Consider the following 16,926-nt stretch of genomic DNA (forward strand, 5'->3'; position numbering starts at 1 on the left):
TTGCCTGCTGGGGCGCCGAGTGCGCCCGCCACCAGCAGGGCCGGTGTGCGGCGCCTTTGACAGGGTGCCCGGGCGCACCGGGTGTTTTGATTATCGGGCCCGCCAGGCCCCGGAGTGTCCCCATGTTGTATCCCCAGAAATTTGATGTGATCGTTGTCGGCGGTGGCCATGCGGGCACCGAGGCCGCACTGGCCGCTGCGCGGATGGGCAGCAAGACCTTGCTGCTGACCCACAACATCGAGACGCTGGGGCAGATGAGCTGCAACCCCAGCATCGGCGGAATCGGCAAGGGTCACCTGGTGAAAGAGGTGGATGCGCTGGGTGGCGCCATGGCGCTGGCCACGGACGAGGGCGGCATCCAGTTCCGCATTCTCAATAGCAGCAAGGGCCCCGCCGTGCGTGCCACGCGCGCCCAGGCGGACCGCATTCTGTACAAGGCCGCGATCCGCCGCATGCTGGAGAACCAGCCGAATCTGTGGTTGTTCCAGCAGGCGGTGGACGACCTGATGGTGGAGGGCGACCGCGTGGTGGGTGCCGTCACGCAGGTGGGTATCCGGTTCCGCAGCCGCACCGTGGTGCTGACGGCGGGCACCTTTCTGGACGGCAAGATCCATGTGGGCCTGAACAACTACGCAGCGGGCCGGGCGGGGGACCCGCCTGCGGTGTCGTTGTCGGCACGCCTCAAGGAGTTGAAGCTGCCCCAGGGTCGCCTGAAGACCGGCACGCCGCCTCGGCTGGACGGGCGCAGCATCGATTTCTCGAAGTGCGCGGAGCAGCCCGGTGATGGGATGCCCGGAGGCGTGAACGAGGGAACGGTGCCTGTGTTCAGCTTCATGGGCAATGCACAGATGCACCCGCGCCAAATGCCTTGCTGGATCACCCACACCAACGAACGCACGCACGACATCATCCGCAGCGGCTTCGACCGCAGCCCCATGTTCACCGGCAAGATCGAGGGCGTCGGCCCGCGCTACTGCCCCAGTGTGGAAGACAAGATCAACCGCTTTGCCGACAAGGACAGCCACCAGATCTTCTTGGAGCCCGAAGGCCTGACCACGCACGAGTTCTACCCCAACGGCATCAGCACCAGCCTGCCGTTCGACATCCAGTACGAGCTGGTGCGCAGCATGCCGGGCCTGGAGAACGCGCACATCCTGCGCCCCGGCTATGCCATCGAGTACGACTACTTTGACCCACGCTCGCTCAAGAGCAGCTTCGAGACGCGACAGATCCAGGGCCTGTTCTTTGCAGGGCAGATCAACGGCACCACCGGTTATGAAGAGGCGGCGGCCCAGGGCCTGTTCGCAGGCATCAACGCCGCCCTGCAGTGCCGGGGCGACGCGCCTTGGCTGCCTGGCCGCGACGAGGCCTACCTGGGCGTGCTGGTGGACGACCTGATCACTAAGGGCGTGACCGAGCCCTACCGCATGTTCACCAGCCGGGCCGAGTTCCGCCTGCAGCTGCGCGAGGACAACGCGGACATGCGCCTGACGGAAGCAGGGCGCCGCATGGGCCTGGTGGATGACGCACGTTGGGATGCATTCAGCCGCAAGCGGGACGCTGTTTCACGTGAAACAGAACGCCTGAAAGCCACCTGGGTGAATCCGCGCAGCCTGCCTGCGGCAGAGTCTGAACGGGTGCTGGGCAAGAGCATTGAGCATGAATACAACCTGTTCGAGCTGCTGCGCCGCCCCGATGTGAACTACGCCAATCTGGTGTCCATGGACGGTGGTAAATACGCGACCAACGATGTTTCACGTGAAACGCTGGGGCCCCTGAGTGAGCCCGTGGTGGAGCAGGTGGAGATTGCCGCCAAGTATTCGGGCTACATCGACCGCCAGAAGGACGAAGTGGAGCGTGCTGCACATTTTGAAAAGCTGCGTTTGCCGGCCGAACTGGATTACATGCAAGTCACGGCCCTGAGCATCGAGGCACGCCAGGTGCTCAGTCGCCACCGGCCCGAAACCCTGGGCCACGCCTCGCGCATCACGGGCATCACCCCGGCGGCGATCTCGCTGCTGATGGTGCATCTCAAGAAGGGCGGGTTCAAGGAGTTTGCGGCGGCTGCGGCTGCCAAGGCAGAGGGGGAAGTGGCGGCATGACGACGGCAGTGACAAACGACAGCTTGCGCCAACAGCTGCAGGCAGGGGCCGATGCCTTGGCCCTGGGTCTGACCGACGCCCAGATCACCCTGTTGATGGATTTTCTTGCCCTGCTGCAGAAGTGGAACAAGGTCTACAACCTGACCTCCGTGCGCGATCCGCAGGAGATGATGACGCACCATCTGCTGGACAGCCTGGCCGCTGTGCCACCACTGCGCCGCCATGTTGCAGTGCTGGCAGGGGATGGCCACCACGCTGTGCGCTTGCTCGACGTTGGCTCGGGCGGAGGCCTGCCCGGAGTGGTGTTTGCCATCTGCTGCCCGGAGGTGGATGTGAGCTGCGTAGACACCGTGGGCAAGAAGGCGGCGTTCATCCAGCAGGCGGCGGTGACTCTCAAGCTGCGCAACCTGCATGGCGTGCACGCGCGGGTCGAGACGCTGACAACACCCTTTGACATCATCAGCTGTCGCGCCTTTGCTTCGCTGCCCGACTTCGTGACCTGGTCGCGGGCTGCGCTGGTGGCGCCCCACGGCGTCTGGTTGGCCATGAAGGGGAAACACCCCGAGGATGAAATTGCGGCGCTCCCCGCCGATGTGTCGGTGTTTCACGTGGAACAGCTCACCGTCCCCGGTCTTGACGCCGAGCGCTGCATCATCTGGATGAAGCCAGCCTGAACCCGGACGTTGACTTTTCAGCGGCAGGGGCTGGGTGGTCGCGTAAACTCGGCTCCTCATTGCGGGTGCATCCTCTGAGCACCCATCCAGCACACCGGGAGAGATCATGTTTGGCATCGCAGACTACGGCGCCTTTGTCGCCGCCATTGTGTTGTTCCTGCTCATTCCAGGCCCCGGCAATTTGGCGCTCATCACCTCCACCAGCAAGGGCGGCGTGCGCGGTGGCCTGGCGGCCACGATGGGCGTGATCGCGGGTGACCAGGTGCTGATGTGGGCGGCGGTGGCCGGTGTGGCGGCCTTGCTGGCCACGTACCCCACGGCGTTCAATGCAGTGCAGTGGCTGGGCGCAGCCTACCTGGCCTGGCTGGGCTTCAAGATGCTCACGGCCAAGCCGGGGGCGCAACCCATCCTCAACATCCAGCCGCGCCACTACTTCAAGCAGGCCGGGCTGATCACCTTGCTTAACCCCAAGGCCATCGTGTTCTACATGGCGTTCTTCCCGCTGTTCGTGGACCCGGCCCGCCACCAGGGTTTGCTGACCTTTGGCGTGATGGCGGCCACGGTGGCGGTGCTGACGTTTATCTATGGGCTGGTCGCCGTGCTGCTCACGCACCACCTCGCCGCGCGCATGCGCGCCAACCCGCGCATCGGCCGCGTGCTGGAAAAAGTGGCGGGCGTCTTTCTGATCGGCTTTGGCATCAAGCTGGCCATCTCCAAATAAAACAACGACAACAACACGGACTGCAACACCCACATGGCCAAAATTTTCTGCGTTGCCAATCAGAAGGGTGGCGTTGGCAAGACCACCACCACCGTCAACCTCGCTGCGGGCCTGGCCAAGATCGGCCAGCGCGTGCTGATGGTGGACCTGGACCCGCAGGGCAATGCCACCATGGGTTCGGGCGTGGACAAGCGCAGCCTCGACCTCACGGTGTACGACGTGCTGCTCGAATCCGCCTCGGTCAAAGAGGCGGCCGTGCTGTCGGAAAAATGTGGCTACTGGGTGCTGGGTGCCAACCGCGAGCTGGCGGGCGCCGAGGTGGAACTGGTGGCGCTGGACCACCGCGAAAAGCGCCTGAAGGCCGCGCTGGCCGAGGCCGATGGCGACTATGACTTTGTGCTCATCGACTGCCCGCCGTCGCTGTCGATGCTCACGCTCAACGGCCTGTGCAGCGCACACGGCGTGATCGTGCCCATGCAGTGCGAATACTTCGCGCTCGAAGGCCTGACCGACCTGGTCAACACCATCAAGCAGGTGCATGCCAACCTCAATGCCGACCTGCAGATCATTGGCCTGCTGCGGGTGATGTTCGACCCGCGCATCACCTTGCAGCAGCAGGTGAGCGACCAGCTCAAGGGGCACTTTGGCGAGAAGGTGTTCAACAGCGTGATCCCGCGCAACGTGCGCCTGGCCGAGGCGCCCAGCTACGGGCTGCCCGGTGTGGTGTTCGACCCGGCCGCAAAAGGCAGCCAGGCTTTTGTCGAATTTGCGCAAGAGATGGTCGAGCGGGTGCAAACCATGCCTGCCGCAGCGTCTTCCATGGCAAAAATGGCATCTAGCGCTTGATAGATAAGCGTTAATAGCTATTAAATTGATAGTAATGAAGGCTTCCAACGTCTTGCTGCTGCCCGGCTGGCAGAACTCGGGCCCTGATCATTGGCAAACCCTGTGGGAGGCCCGCTATGGCTACCACCGCGTGGAGCAGCACGACTGGATGCGCCCGCTGCGCGGCGACTGGTCGGCGCGGCTGGAAGAAACCGTGGTCGATGCCGATAGCCCCGTGGTGCTGGTGGCGCACAGCCTGGGCTGTATCCTCACCGCCTGGTGGGCTGCGCATTCGGCCAACGCGCACCGCGTGGTGGGCGCGCTGCTGGTGGCGCCGGGCGATGTGGAGCGGCCCGACCTGGCCGCGCAGATCCACGGCTGGGCACCCATTGCGCGCAAACCCCTGCCGTTCCCGGCCCTGCTGGTGGGCAGCCGCAACGATCCGTATTGCAGCCTGGAGCGCGCTGAGGGTTTGGCGCAGGCTTGGGGCGCTCGCTTCATCGACTACGGCGAGCGCGGCCACATCAATGCCGAATCGGGCCTGGGCGATTGGGACGAAGGCCACGCCTGGCTGCACGAACTGGCGGGTGATGTCGCATGAAGCTGCGGACCTTCTGGAACAAGCCAGCATCGGTTGAACCGCCCGCAGTGCCGTCGCCACAAAAGCTCGATCCCGCGTGGCTCGAGGCGCCGCTCACCATGCTCTCCTGGTTTTTACCGGGCGGCGCCGTGGTGGTGGGCGCGCTGGGGCAGTTCATGCTGGCCCTGGTGTTGCTGGCCATCGCATTCGGTGTGTGGCTTCGTTTGTGGCGCAGCCGCAAGAAGCGCCGTGCGGTGGGCCGCCCCACGTTCTGAAATATGTGTGCTTCCGACCCATGACCAAAATCAACCTGTCCGCCATCGCCGACCAACTGCCCCGCGCCTGGAACTCCACGGTTGTGGGCCAGGCGGCAGGCGCCAATCTCAAGGTGCTGCGCATGGACGATGCCGCTTACCCCGACGAGTCGCACGACTTTGACGAAGCGCTGCTGGTGCTCGACGGCTGCATGCGCCTGGACCTGCAGGGGCAGGTCACCGAGGTGAACGCGGGCGAGGTGTTCATCGTGCCCGCTGGCGTGCCCCACGCGGTGGCACCGGGCAGCCATGGCACGCTGGTCATCATCGACCGCTGAAGACTCTTTCCCCCATTCCTTTTCGCGAGAAGCATTTCATGGTCACCAAAAAACCCAAGGGCCTGGGACGCGGCCTCGAAGCCCTGCTGGGCCCCAAGGTCGAAGAAAAAGTGGAACAGGCCCAGGCGGCTGAAGCCGGGCTGCCCAGCAGCCTGCCGCTGTCTGAACTGGTGCCCGGCGTGTACCAGCCCCGCACGCGCATGGACGAGGGTGCGCTGTACGAGCTGGCCGAATCCATCAAGGCCCAGGGCATCATGCAGCCCATCCTGGTGCGGCGCCTGACGGGTGGGGACAACGCCGGCAAGTACGAAATCATCGCGGGCGAGCGGCGGTTCCGCGCCTCGCGCCTGGCGGGCCTGGCCGAGGTGCCGGTGCTGGTGCGCGATGTGCCCGACGAGTCGGCGGCGGCCATGGCGCTCATCGAGAACATCCAGCGCGAAGACCTCAACCCGCTGGAAGAAGCCCACGGGCTGCAGCGCCTGGTCAAGGAGTTTGGCCTCACGCATGAGCTGGCCGCGCAGGCCGTGGGCCGCTCGCGCAGCGCCGCCAGCAACCTGCTGCGCCTGTTGAACTTGGCCGAGCCGGTGCAGACCATGCTGATGGCCGGCGACATCGACATGGGCCATGCGCGCGCGCTGCTGTCGCTGGACCGCGCGGCCCAGATCACCGCGGGCAACCAGATCGCGGCCAAGAAGCTGTCCGTGCGCGAGGCCGAAGCGCTGGTCAAGAAGATCGGCGCCGAGTTCAGCCTGGTGCCGCAAAAGCCCCAGAAGGAAAAGTCGCGCGACTTGAAGCGCGTGGAAGAAGAACTCTCGGACCTGCTCATGGCCGAGGTCGAGGTGCGCGTGAAAAAGCGCGTGAAGCGCCATGGCCGGGTAGAGGACATGGGCGAACTGGCAATCCAGTTCGGCTCGCTGGAGGCCTTGAACGGGCTGATCGACCGCCTGCGGGGCTGATCTCCCTGCGCACCAGGGGCGCCGTTCTACTTCGGCGCAACCATGCGTGAAATAGCGCACAGAAACGGTTTCCAGCCGTAACTTGCGCAGGCAAAATGCGTGTGTGCGGGGCCTACACTGCGCTGCGTTCAACACACCCGGGTTGACCGCAAGGCCTCTTCACAGGGCGGCGAAAGCGCCGTTCTGCGGCCCACGATGGTTTGCCGGGTGATCCATGTATCTCCTGGAGCAGACCCCCATGACCCCTTTGCGCTTCGTCCTCACCCCCGCCTGCCTAGCCGTCGGCCTGAGCATCGCCAGCCTGGGCGCCCAGGCCCAAACCACCAAACCCCCCAAGGTCCAGCTGTGGATGGATGTGTCCACCGGCACCATGGCGGGCATGCCCGAGATGGACAGCCTGCCCGGTGGCGGCGGTTTGCTCGGCGGTCTCATGGGCGGCGGCGCGCAGGGCAGGGCGGGCGGTGGCAACACGTCCTATGGCAACGCCCGCGCCATGTCCATCATGCCGCCGCGTGTCATCGACATCGCCTTGCACAACACCCTGCGCCCCGGCGTCGAAGCCAGCCATGCCATTCCCGCAGGCGTGCGCATGGGCGAATCCCTGCCGCTGATCCCCCCGCGCGCGCAGCCCACCCAGACCGAGCCGGGCGAGGTGCCCCAGGAGTACCAGCAGCACCAGCCCAAGGGCCGCATCCTGCTCTACTGGGGCTGTGGCGCCACGGTGCGCGCGGGCCAGCCGCGCGTGATCGACCTGGCGCGCGCCAAGCCCACGGACTATGCCCAGGCCTTTGCAGGCCGCGCCGTGCCCGACCGGGGGCCGCGCGTGGGCCCGGCCTATGCGCTGTACCCCAACGAACGCAACCAGGTGAGCCTGTCGCGTGACGCCTCGCTGGTGGGCGAGCACCAGGTGCGCGGCGAGGGTGTGCCCGCGTCGATGAAATTCACGCTGGGCGCGGCGCAAGACCTGATGCCCGCCATCGACCTGCGCACCACCGGCAAGCCACAGGACAGCATGGGCACCAGCTGGCAGCCTGTGCGCAATGCGCGCGCCTACTACCTGCATGCCATGTCGCAGAACGGGGACGACCTCGTGATGTGGTCCAGCGCCGAGACGCCCGACACGGGCATGGGCCTGTTCGACTACCTGTCGCCCGCCACCATCGACCGCTGGCTCAAGGAGCGTGTGCTGCTGCAGCCCGAAACCACGCAGTGCGCCATCCCCCAGGGCATCTTTGCGGGCGGCGGGCGCGATGCCACGCCCATGCTGCGCATGATGGCCTACGGCGGCGAAAGCCACATCGTGCACCCGCCGCGCCCGGCCGACCCCAAGGCCGCGTGGGAGCCCGAGTGGGCCGTGCGCGTGCGCGTCAAGTCGCACACCATGGCGATGCTGGGCGAAGAGATGCAGGGGCGGCGCGGCGGCATGGGGGCTGCTCCAGCGGCTGCCTCAGGCGGTGCCTATTCGAGTGGCATGGGTGGCGCGCCGGCAGGCCAACAGCCGGCGGGCGAGGGTGGCACGGATGCGGGCAACGTGGTGAACCCCGTCAACCTGCTGCGCGGCATTTTTGGCCGCTGAGAACGAACCCATGTTGGCTCTGCGCATGCCCTGGCCCCTGCCCGCGTTGGTGGCGTGGGCGTGCGCGTGGCTGATTTTTGTGGCCCTGCAGCGCGCGGTCCCGCCCGTGGCGGCCTTGCTGGCCGCCTGCCTGCTCGGGACGGCGGCCAGTGTGCTGGGCGACAGCTGGTGGCGGCGCGGGCTGATTGCGGCGGGCTTTCCGCTGTCGCTGGCGCTGCTGGGCGCGGCCAGCCTGCCGACCTGGGCGTGGCTGGTGCCGCTGGCGCTGCTGCTGCTGGTGTACCCCCTGAACGCCTGGCGCGATGCGCCGCTGTTTCCCACGCCCCACCATGCGCTGCAGTCCCTGGCCTCGCAGGCCCCGCTGCCGCTGGGGGCCCGGGTGCTGGATGCAGGCAGCGGCGTGGGCGATGGCCTGAAGGCGCTACGCCATGCCTACCCGGCCGCGCAACTGGAGGGCATCGAATGGAGCTGGCCCCTGCGCCTGCTGTGCGCCCTGCGGTGCCCCTGGGCCCGGGTGCGGCGCGCCGACATGTGGGCTGAGGACTGGAGCCCCTACCGCATGGTGTACCTGTTCCAGCGGCCCGAGAGCATGGCCCGCGCCGCCGCCAAGGCCCAGGCCGAGCTGGCACCCGGCGCATGGCTGGTGAGCCTGGAGTTCGCAGTGCCCGGCGTATTGCCCTGCGCGCAGCTGCGTGCGCCCGGTGGCCGCGTGGTGTGGCTGTACCGCCTTCCCCTGAACCGCCTGGAGGCATGAGATGCCCATGTTCGATTGCGATTTGAGCTGTTCGGCGCGGTTACAGAAAAGATACAAGCTTTTGCTACATTGCGTCCCTGGCTACAACCCCATACAAAACTACCAAGAAACTCACAGCCAGAGGGGGCTGCCAGCAGCACGTGAACGCGCCGGGAGGGGGCGCACCGGCCGCCAGCACCTTCCTTGTCCGGACTTCCCATCCTGCAGGCCACACCGGCTTCTGCGGCGCACCACCCTGACCGGTGTGCCCGCAGCGCGGTGCCGTCTTGCGCGTGGACATGGCCGGGGTTTTCTGGTGCACAACCGACCGATCTGCAAGGAGCATTCATGACCGCCCACCCATCCCGTTTCCGCCCACGCCTTCTGTGGGTGCTGGCCCTGAGCGCCGCCCTGACCGGCTGCGCCACCATGCAGAGCCATGACAAGCTGGCGACCGACATGCAAAACGCTGGCCGCAGCGGCGGCATTCCCGCCGCCATTGCCCAGCTCGAAAGCACGGCCAAGAGCGAGGAAGAAAAAACCGCGCTGCTCTACAACATGGAACGCGGCGAATTGCTGCGCATGGACCGGCGCTACCCCGACAGCACCAACGCTTTCTTGCTGGCCGACATCAAGGTCAAGGAATGGGAAGAGACTGCCAAGACCAACCCCAGCAAGCTCATGGGCACCGTGGGCGCTGCACTGATCAGCGAACGCCTGAAGGTCTACGAAGGCCAGGACTATGAAAAAGTGTGGGTGACCACGCGCCTGGCCCTGAACCGCATGGCCGTGGGAGATTTCGAAAACGCCCGCGTGGACATCAAGCGCACCCACGAGCGTGAAGCCATCATTGCCGAATTCCGCTCGAAAGAAACCCTGGCTGCGGAAGAAGAAGCCAAGTCCAAGGGCGCCACCTCGGGGGGCAAGGAACTCAATGGCTACCCCGTCGAGACGCTCAACGACCCCGAAGTGCTTGCCCTCAAGAACGGCTACCAGAACGCCCTCTCCCACTATCTGGCCGGTTTCCTGTACGAAATGCTCAACGAGCCTGGCCTGGCTGCGCCCGGCTACCGCAAGGCCATCGAACTCAAGCCCGAAACCGGTGTGCTCGAAGAAGGCCTGCGCGGCCTGGACAACCGCACCGGCTTTACCTGGAAGCGCCGCCAGCGCATGACCGATGTGCTCTTCATCGTCGAAGCCGGTGATGCCCCAGCGCGCAAACCCAAGGCCTTCACCATCCCCGTGCCTACGGGCCGGGGCCTGGTCACGGCCAGCATCTCCTATCCGGTGATCGAGCCTTCCAAGGACGCCCTCCTGACCACCATCTCCGCCGCCGGTACCGACCTCAAGCTTGAAAAGGTGGTGGACGTGAACGTGATGGCGCGCCGTGCGCTCAAGGACGAAATGCCCGGCATGGTGCTGCGTGGCTTCACCCGTGCCGTGGCCAAGGGCGTGCTGCAGAACGAACTGCAAAAGCGTGGCGGCCTGATTGGCGGCATCATCGGTGCGGCGGCCTCGGTGGCCACCGAGCAGGCGGACGATCGCATGTGGCGCATGCTGCCCGGCCGTGTGTACGTGGCCCGTGGCTACCTGCCACCGGGCGAGCACGTGGTGAGCGTCAATGGCCGCCAACTGCCCCAGCCGATCAAGATCGACGGCCAGTACGCCCTGGTGCCCCTGCGCATGTATGACAACAGTGTGCTGACCGGCGACGTGGCCATGCTGGGCCAGCTGCCCACCGTGGCTGCCGCACAAGCGGCCCCGGCGGCAGCAACACCCGCCGCCCCGACGCGCACCTCCAACAACAACCGCACCCGCGCGGTGCCCCAGTCGGCGGTCAAGTCTACGGCGACCACCCCTGCGGCGCCTGCCAAGAACTGAACCCGCATATGTCCCATTTTCAAGGAGCCTCTGGCATGAGAACCCGTTTTGCCCTTGCTGCTGCACCCGCCCTTGTGTGCGCGGCCCTCACGATGACCCTGGCCACCAGTGCCAGTGCCCAGCTGCACGACCCAGCCACCCCGCTGGCCGTGGCCTCCAAGGTTGCATTGCGCGGCGAAGCCAACAGCATCGCTGTGCGCGAGATGCGTATCGTGCGCAAGAACGACATCCTTGTGGTGCAGGCCGACATGGCCAACATGGGCCGCACCGACCGCACCGTGTTCTACCGCTTCAAGTGGCTGGACAACGTGGGCAACCAGGTGGGCGACGGCGAATCCTGGAAGCAGATGAGCGTGCTGGGCCTGGGCCAGCAGACCGTCAAGAGCGTGGCGCCCACTGCCGCGGCGGTCGACCTGCGCCTTGAAATGAATGTGGAGCCGCGCTGAACCCGCGCTGCCCCATCGAAATATTGTTGAGTGAGGAGTTGAAAACCATGACAAAGAACACCATTCAGCGCAGCGCGCTGATCCTGGCCTTCGCGGCCGGCACGCTGGCCCTGTCGGCCTGCCAGAACCTGTCTTCGCCCACCGTGCGTTTTGACCGCCAGGTCAACTACGGCGACGCCAAGGCCGTCGAGCTCGTGACCAACGAGTTCGGCTCCACCGACCTGCAGATGATTGCCGAGAAGATGACCGGCGGCCTGCTGGAAACCGGCATCTTCCAGGGCCGCCCCACGGTGACGATCTCCACCGTGAAGAACAAGACCAGCGAGTACATCGATACCACCAACGTGATGAGCTCGATCCAGACCGCACTGGTCAAGTCGGGCAAGGTGCGTTTTGTGCGCTCCATCAACGAAATGCAGCAGGGCGTGGACGAGCTGCAGCGCCAGAACCAGAGCGGCCTGTACAAGCAGGGCACCACCGCCAAGGTCGGCCAGATGACGGCAGCCAAATACACCATGGAAGGCGAGCTTACCAGCATCGTCAAGCAGAACAACAACACCAAGGACGTGTACTACAAGTTCACGCTCAAGCTGTTTGATGTGCAGGAAGGCACGATCGAATGGCAGGACGAGAAGGAAATCCGCAAGACAAGTAAGAGGTAACCCCCTGAGCGGCTGCACCGCTTCCCCCTTTCTCTCGCGCTGCGCGCGGGAAGGGGGACGACGCCCTCGCTGCGGGGCGGCCCTTGCTTGGCGTCCCGCGCCTGGGTCGCGCCAGTATCGGACGATGTTGGCGATGGCCCGTATCGTTTGATGAACACATGACATTCCGTTAGCTCACCAGGAGCATCACATGCAACGTAGAACCACTCTCCACACGGCCCTGGCCGTGATCGCCGCCACCACCATGGCCTGGGGCGGCACCGCCCTGGCGCAGCAGCCCGGCGCGGCGCCCAAGATCGCAGTGACCGACCTGGCCTACGCCCAGCGCGTGTCCGAGTACTTCCTGGCCGGCACCTACCAGCGCAGCAGCCAGATGAGCGCGGGCGGCAGCCACAGTGGCGGCTACAGCCACGGCCCCTACGGCGGCTCGGGCTCGCACTCGGGCAGCCAGCACATGCAGGCGTCCGAGCAGGCCAGCGGCACCTACGTGGCTGGTCGCTACAGCTACATCGAGCAGCGCGAGCTCGGCGGCTACACCAACGACATCAAGGGCGCCATCCTGCAGGGCACCTACTTCCGCCTGATCCAGGGCAAGGGTTTTGACGCCGGCAAGCCGCAAAACAGCAAGGCCGAGCAGATACTCAATCAGGTGCAGACCGGCAAGATGGCCACGCCCCAGGTGCAGCCCCAGGTCAACGACGTGATCAGCCGCATCAAGAAGGGCGAGTTCAACGGCGCCGACTACGTGCTGTTCGGCGTGGTCTCCAGCATCGACTTCACCGACGCGCTCTCGCCGCTGCAGGGCACCACCAGCGCCACACGCCAGTACGGCCTGCAGCTCCTGGCCGATTTCTCGCTGATCAACACCAAGACCTACGAGATCAAGGCCGCGTTCTCCGCCCAGGGCGAAGGCAACGACACCAAGATCCTGTCGATCCGTGGCGACATCGCCCCGCCCAATCGCGCCAAGGTGATCCGCGAGACCTCGCTGTCGCTGGCGCAGGACGTGTACCAGCAGATGGCCATGCAGCTGGGCTACACCGACGCGAACCTGGCGCGCGGCGTGCGCCCTGCACCGGTGTACCAGCAGGGCGGCCAGCCCATGCCCATGCCGCAGCCCCAGCAGCCTGAGCAAGTCCTCATCTTGAAGTAGCAGGGGACAACCCCCTGATGCGCTGCCGCTCGGTGCTGACCGCCGGAGGCGGCAGCCTCTTGCTCGGCATCTCGCGCTGGGCGGCGCACCAGTAGCAGGTGCAGTTCCCTGGGTGGTCGCAGTCATGCCAGACTGTGGCCTGTGCTCAACGTAAAACACCTTTCTGCTTCTGCCGCACCTTTGCGGCCCCTGGCCAGCCCCGTGCTGGCCTTTTTCGTGGCCACGGCCGTTGCCTGTGTGCTTGGTGGCTGCGCCGCATCGCCCCCTCCGTTCTATGCGGCGGCCGTGTCCGAATCGCTGGTGAATGTGTACGGGCCCGAAGCTTCCGCAGAGACACCGCAGGCGCCCGCGCAGGCCCCGGTGGCACCGACCCAGGCCCCACCCCCGTCGGAGACCTTCGCACTGCGGCCGCTGCCAGGCGCCGATGGCGCCACGCTCCAGGCCCTCGCGCGCAGCGAACGCACCGCACCGCTGCGCTACCGTGTGATCGTCATCCCCGGCTCCGGCTGCGCGGGCATGGGGCCGATTGCGGACCGCTACTTTGCCGGCCTGCTGCACGCCCAGGTGCTGGTGCTGCACAAGCCCGGTGTGGACCCCCAGGCGCGCACGGCGCCCGCAGACTGCGCACGCGACTTTGTGCAGCAGGACCGTCTCTCCACCTGGCTGGCCCACGCCCGCGCGGCTCTGGTCGCGGATGCGCAGCAGCGCGAACGTGAAGGCGCGCCCGCGCTGCCGCAGCTGCTGGTGGGTATTTCCGAAGGGGCCGAGCTGTTGCCCGCCCTGGCGCCCGAGGTGCCCCAACTCGCCGGCCTGGTGATGCTGGCCTCCAGCGGGCTGGACCCGCAGGAGGCCGGTGCCCTGCAGGCACAGCGCCTGGAGGCGCAAGCAGACTGGGAGGAGCTGGGCCGCGTGGTGGCTGGACGCCGTCCCGACAGCGCCGTGGCGCAGGGCCGCAGCCTGGGCTACTGGCGCGACCTGTGGAACTGGCCGTTGACCCTGCCGCTGGTGCAAAGCCCCTGGCCGTTGGTGCAGGTGTGGGGGAGCGACGACGCGCTGGTGCCCGCCCCCGCCTACGAGCGTTTTGCGGAAATGGCCGCTGTGCGCACCGTGCCCTATTGCGCGCGGCGCATCGACGGCGCAGACCACGGCCTGCAGCGCCGCAGGGCCGGTGGCGAGGGCGCGGACGGCGTGCAGCAGGTGTGGGCCTGGACCGAACAGTGGGCGCGCGAACCGGCCGCTGGCTTGTGCGCACCGCTGTTGCGGTAGCTTTGCGCCATGAACTTCCAATTCAGGCGAGCGGCAGAGAAGGACGCGATGGCCGTGAGATCGCTGACTCGCGCCGCTTATGCGAAGTGGATTCCGGTGATCGGGCGCGAGCCGCTTCCCATGAAGGCCAACTACGAATCGGCCATCAGAGAGCACTTGGTCGATCTGCTGGAGGTGGACGGCAGCTTTGCCGCGCTGATTGAGATGATCCCGGAGCCAGAGTGGTTGCTCGTTGAAAACGTTGCGGTCGCACCGTCTTTTCAGGGTCGTGGCTGTGCCCGCATCCTGATGGATCACGCGCAGAACACGGCGTTGGGGCTGCGACTCAAAGGTCTTCGGCTTTTCACAAACAAGCTGTTCGAGTCGAATGTTGATCTGTACCTTCGACAGGGGTTTGTGGTGGATCGCGAGGAGTCTTTCATGGGTGGCGTCACCGTCTACATGAGCAAGTCGCTGATGTCGTAACCTCTGATCGTCATCGTGCTAGGCAGTGCTGCGACGGGCTCAGCGGTGCCGGGTTTTTAAGGCAACGGGGCATCAATCCAGCTGTTGCGGACCAGGCGGTGCCGGCGTTGCCGCAGCCTGCGCCTGCAGCCAGGCGCAGAACACATCCAGCCGGGGCAGGGGGCCGCTGGCGCGGCGGCGCACCACGTAGTCATATCCCGAGGCCACGAAACCCAGCGGTGCCACCAGCCGGCCCGCCAACACGTCGTCCATCACCAGGTGCCACGGAGCCACGGCAATGCCCAGCCCGCGCACGGCGGCCTCCAGCGTGAAGTAGTAGTGCTCAAACTCCGGCCCCGACGGCGAAGGTGTGGGCACGGGCACGGGCTCGGGCGCGGCAGCGCCCGCCGCTGCCCCCCACATGGCCCAGGCATTGCGCCGCGTGCGGGTGTGCAGGCGCAGGGGGGACACGGCCGGGTCCGCCAGGTCGGCGGGTTGCTGCAGTGCCACCCGCTGTGCCAGTTCGGGGCTCAGCACCGGGCCGAGGTGTTCGGCAAACAGTCGCTGCTCCCTGCTGGCGTCCCGCGCTCCGCTGGCCTCCTCGGCGGTGATGACCAGATCGCCGTGTTGGCGCTTGGCATCGGTGCCTGCGTCGGTGGTGCGCAGGCGCACCTCGATGCCCGGGTGCTGGGCCTGGAAGTCGAACAGCCGGGGGATCAGCCACTTCACGGTGAAGGTGCTGAAGCACGCCACGTCCAGCGGCCCCCGGCGGGGGTCGCTGACCTCGCGCACGGCATCGGCGATGTGGGCAAAAGCATGGGTCAGCACCGGCTGCAGCACATGCGCCGCCGGGGTGAGGGTGGGTCGGGCCTTGCTGCCATCAAACAGGGCCACGCCCAGATGCTGCTCCAGCTGCCGCACCTGGCGGCTGATGGCGCCGGGCGTGACCGACAGCTCGTCCGCCGCCGCCGTCATGCGGCCGAGCCGGGCTGCGGCTTCGAACGCGCGCAGGGCGCTTAACGGGGGCAGGCGGTGGCTCATATATGTGATTCTAGAGCACATAAAACCAGCCAAATCATCGCTTTTCAATCGTGAAATTGATAGCAACAATCGTTTGAATGTTGAGCGGTAGCGGCTTGAAATGCTTGTAGTTGCGCCACCGCTGGCCTGGATGCCTTATTTGATCTGAATGAACATAGGAGAAAACCGTGCCCTTTATCCGCACCAACATCCCGCACGACACCCCCGCCGCCACGCGGGATGCCATCGTGCAAGGCATTCACCAGGCATTGGTGGATGGCATCGGCATGCCGCCGGACGAGTTGTTCAACCTGGTGGCGGGCTACGCCCCCGGTGAATTTGCCTGCAGCCCCACCTTCAACGGTGTGGCCCGGTCCGACCGCGTGGTGGTGGTCGAGATCACGCTGCGGCGTGGGCGCAGCGATGCGATGAAGCGGGCCCTCTACGCCGCCATCGCGCGCAACCTGTTGGCCATGGCGGGCGTGGCGCCGACCGATGTATTCATCTTCATGCACGAGAACGACTATTCCGACTGGTCCGTGGGCCATGGCCGGTTTGCGATGGACCTGGTCCAGAACAACGCGGCAGCCTGAGCGCTGTGGTCCCTAGCGCGGCCGGACCATCTTGAACAGCTGCTCCGGCCCCACGGTGAAGTAATCGGCTGGGCCGCCACCGCGCAGGATGTGGCCCGCGTTCGCCGTGTCGTACACGCCGTCCTTGAGCAGTGCCCGGTCGATGTGCACGGCCACCACTTCGCCCAGCACCAGCCAGGTGTCCACCTTCTCCCCGTCCACGCCTTGCAGCCGCAGGATCTGCGTGCTGCGGCATTCAAAGGTGACGGGGCTTTCGGCCACGCGCGGCGGGCGCACGCGGGTGGAGGGCCGGGTGCTGAGGCCCGTCAGCTCGAACTCGCTCACCTCGGGCGGCACGGCGGCGCAGCTCTGGTTCATCACCTCGGCCAGGTCGCGCGTGGCCAGGTTCCACACAAATTCGCCCGTGGCCTCCACGTTGCGCACCGTGTCCTTGTAGCCAATGCTGGCAAAGCCCACGATGGGCGGCACGTAGTTGAAGGCGTTGAAAAAGCTGTAGGGTGCCAGGTTGGTGGCGCCCGCCGCGCTCTGCGTGGAGATCCAACCGATGGGGCGCGGCCCCACGATGGCGTTGAACGGGTCGTGCGGCAGGCCGTGGCCCAGGCGGGGCTCGTAGCTGTGGATGTCGTCGCGGCGGGGTGGGGTGGTGTTCATGGGGCGCAGGAAGGTTGGATGAGGTGCACGCTGCAGCGGGTGTTCCTTTCA

General features: G+C 66.2%; 19 protein-coding genes. 17 read left to right on the plus strand and 2 right to left on the minus strand.

Annotated elements, in window-relative coordinates; translation table 11 throughout:
- The first annotated feature begins 122 nt into the window (after positions 1-122).
- The 16 genes from mnmG (at position 123) to ARADN35_RS0119460 (ending at position 14,632) form a co-directional block, all read left to right on the plus strand.
- On the plus strand, positions 123-2,102 hold the full coding sequence (mnmG, locus tag ARADN35_RS0119385; protein ID WP_010465095.1) for a tRNA uridine-5-carboxymethylaminomethyl(34) synthesis enzyme MnmG: 1,980 nt from the start codon (positions 123-125) through the stop codon (positions 2,100-2,102).
- Positions 2,099-2,776, plus strand: a complete 678-nt coding sequence (rsmG, locus tag ARADN35_RS0119390; RefSeq protein WP_010465098.1) for a 16S rRNA (guanine(527)-N(7))-methyltransferase RsmG — start codon at positions 2,099-2,101, stop codon at positions 2,774-2,776. Before mnmG ends, rsmG begins: the two co-directional genes overlap by 4 nt.
- 106 nt (positions 2,777-2,882) lie before the next feature.
- Entirely contained in the window at positions 2,883-3,497 is a 615-nt protein-coding gene (locus tag ARADN35_RS0119395) for a LysE family transporter (RefSeq protein ID WP_010465100.1), read from the plus strand.
- Between the two features lie 33 nt (positions 3,498-3,530).
- On the plus strand, positions 3,531-4,343 hold the full coding sequence (locus tag ARADN35_RS0119400) for a ParA family protein (RefSeq protein WP_010465102.1): 813 nt from the start codon (positions 3,531-3,533) through the stop codon (positions 4,341-4,343).
- 34 nt (positions 4,344-4,377) lie between these two features.
- A complete protein-coding gene (locus ARADN35_RS0119405; protein ID WP_010465104.1) occupies positions 4,378-4,923 on the plus strand; it encodes an RBBP9/YdeN family alpha/beta hydrolase in 546 nt (181 codons plus the stop codon).
- Positions 4,920-5,177, plus strand: coding sequence for a hypothetical protein (locus ARADN35_RS0119410; protein ID WP_010465106.1), 258 nt, complete (start codon positions 4,920-4,922; stop codon positions 5,175-5,177). The genes ARADN35_RS0119405 and ARADN35_RS0119410 overlap by 4 nt, the downstream gene beginning before the upstream one ends.
- Before the next feature lie 20 nt (positions 5,178-5,197).
- Positions 5,198-5,494 carry a cupin domain-containing protein gene (locus ARADN35_RS0119415; RefSeq protein ID WP_010465108.1) on the plus strand — a complete coding sequence of 99 codons (297 nt, stop codon included), beginning with the start codon at positions 5,198-5,200 and terminating at the stop codon, positions 5,492-5,494.
- A gap of 38 nt (positions 5,495-5,532) precedes the next feature.
- On the plus strand, positions 5,533-6,450 hold the full coding sequence (locus tag ARADN35_RS0119420) for a ParB/RepB/Spo0J family partition protein (RefSeq protein WP_010465109.1): 918 nt from the start codon (positions 5,533-5,535) through the stop codon (positions 6,448-6,450).
- 238 nt (positions 6,451-6,688) lie between these two features.
- Positions 6,689-8,026: a hypothetical protein gene (locus tag ARADN35_RS0119425; RefSeq protein WP_010465111.1), complete on the plus strand. Its 1,338-nt coding sequence runs from the start codon at positions 6,689-6,691 to the stop codon at positions 8,024-8,026.
- A gap of 10 nt (positions 8,027-8,036) precedes the next feature.
- Positions 8,037-8,780, plus strand: coding sequence for a class I SAM-dependent methyltransferase (locus ARADN35_RS0119430; protein WP_010465112.1), 744 nt, complete (start codon positions 8,037-8,039; stop codon positions 8,778-8,780).
- A gap of 327 nt (positions 8,781-9,107) precedes the next feature.
- Complete coding sequence (locus ARADN35_RS0119435; RefSeq protein ID WP_010465115.1) at positions 9,108-10,640, plus strand: COG3014 family protein; 1,533 nt, start codon at positions 9,108-9,110, stop codon at positions 10,638-10,640.
- A 35-nt stretch (positions 10,641-10,675) separates the two neighbouring features.
- Entirely contained in the window at positions 10,676-11,086 is a 411-nt protein-coding gene (locus ARADN35_RS0119440) for a YcfL family putative periplasmic lipoprotein (protein ID WP_010465116.1), read from the plus strand.
- 47 nt (positions 11,087-11,133) lie between these two features.
- Complete coding sequence (lpoB, locus tag ARADN35_RS0119445) at positions 11,134-11,748, plus strand: penicillin-binding protein activator LpoB (RefSeq protein WP_010465118.1); 615 nt, start codon at positions 11,134-11,136, stop codon at positions 11,746-11,748.
- Positions 11,749-11,938: 190 nt separating this feature from the next.
- On the plus strand, positions 11,939-12,901 hold the full coding sequence (locus tag ARADN35_RS0119450) for a hypothetical protein (protein WP_010465120.1): 963 nt from the start codon (positions 11,939-11,941) through the stop codon (positions 12,899-12,901).
- A 201-nt stretch (positions 12,902-13,102) separates the two neighbouring features.
- Positions 13,103-14,167 carry an alpha/beta fold hydrolase gene (locus ARADN35_RS0119455; protein ID WP_244265926.1) on the plus strand — a complete coding sequence of 355 codons (1,065 nt, stop codon included), beginning with the start codon at positions 13,103-13,105 and terminating at the stop codon, positions 14,165-14,167.
- Between the two features lie 9 nt (positions 14,168-14,176).
- Complete coding sequence (locus ARADN35_RS0119460) at positions 14,177-14,632, plus strand: GNAT family N-acetyltransferase (RefSeq protein WP_029414205.1); 456 nt, start codon at positions 14,177-14,179, stop codon at positions 14,630-14,632.
- Between the two features lie 72 nt (positions 14,633-14,704).
- On the opposite strand, the gene ARADN35_RS0119465 is transcribed toward ARADN35_RS0119460, so the two are convergent.
- On the minus strand, positions 14,705-15,652 hold the full coding sequence (locus tag ARADN35_RS0119465) for a LysR substrate-binding domain-containing protein (RefSeq protein ID WP_010465127.1): 948 nt from the start codon (positions 15,650-15,652) through the stop codon (positions 14,705-14,707).
- Between the two features lie 167 nt (positions 15,653-15,819).
- Here ARADN35_RS0119465 and ARADN35_RS0119470 point away from each other — a divergent pair, with 167 nt between their 5' ends.
- The gene (locus tag ARADN35_RS0119470; protein WP_010465129.1) at positions 15,820-16,224 is read left to right on the plus strand and encodes a tautomerase family protein; all 405 of its coding nucleotides are present in this window, start codon (positions 15,820-15,822) and stop codon (positions 16,222-16,224) included.
- A 12-nt stretch (positions 16,225-16,236) separates the two neighbouring features.
- On the opposite strand, the gene ARADN35_RS0119475 is transcribed toward ARADN35_RS0119470, so the two are convergent.
- Entirely contained in the window at positions 16,237-16,875 is a 639-nt protein-coding gene (locus tag ARADN35_RS0119475) for a flavin reductase family protein (RefSeq protein ID WP_010465131.1), read from the minus strand.
- Positions 16,876-16,926: the final 51 nt, after the last annotated feature.

The sequence above is a fragment of the Acidovorax radicis N35 genome, from assembly GCF_000204195.1.
Classification (GTDB): domain Bacteria; phylum Pseudomonadota; class Gammaproteobacteria; order Burkholderiales; family Burkholderiaceae_C; genus Acidovorax; species Acidovorax radicis.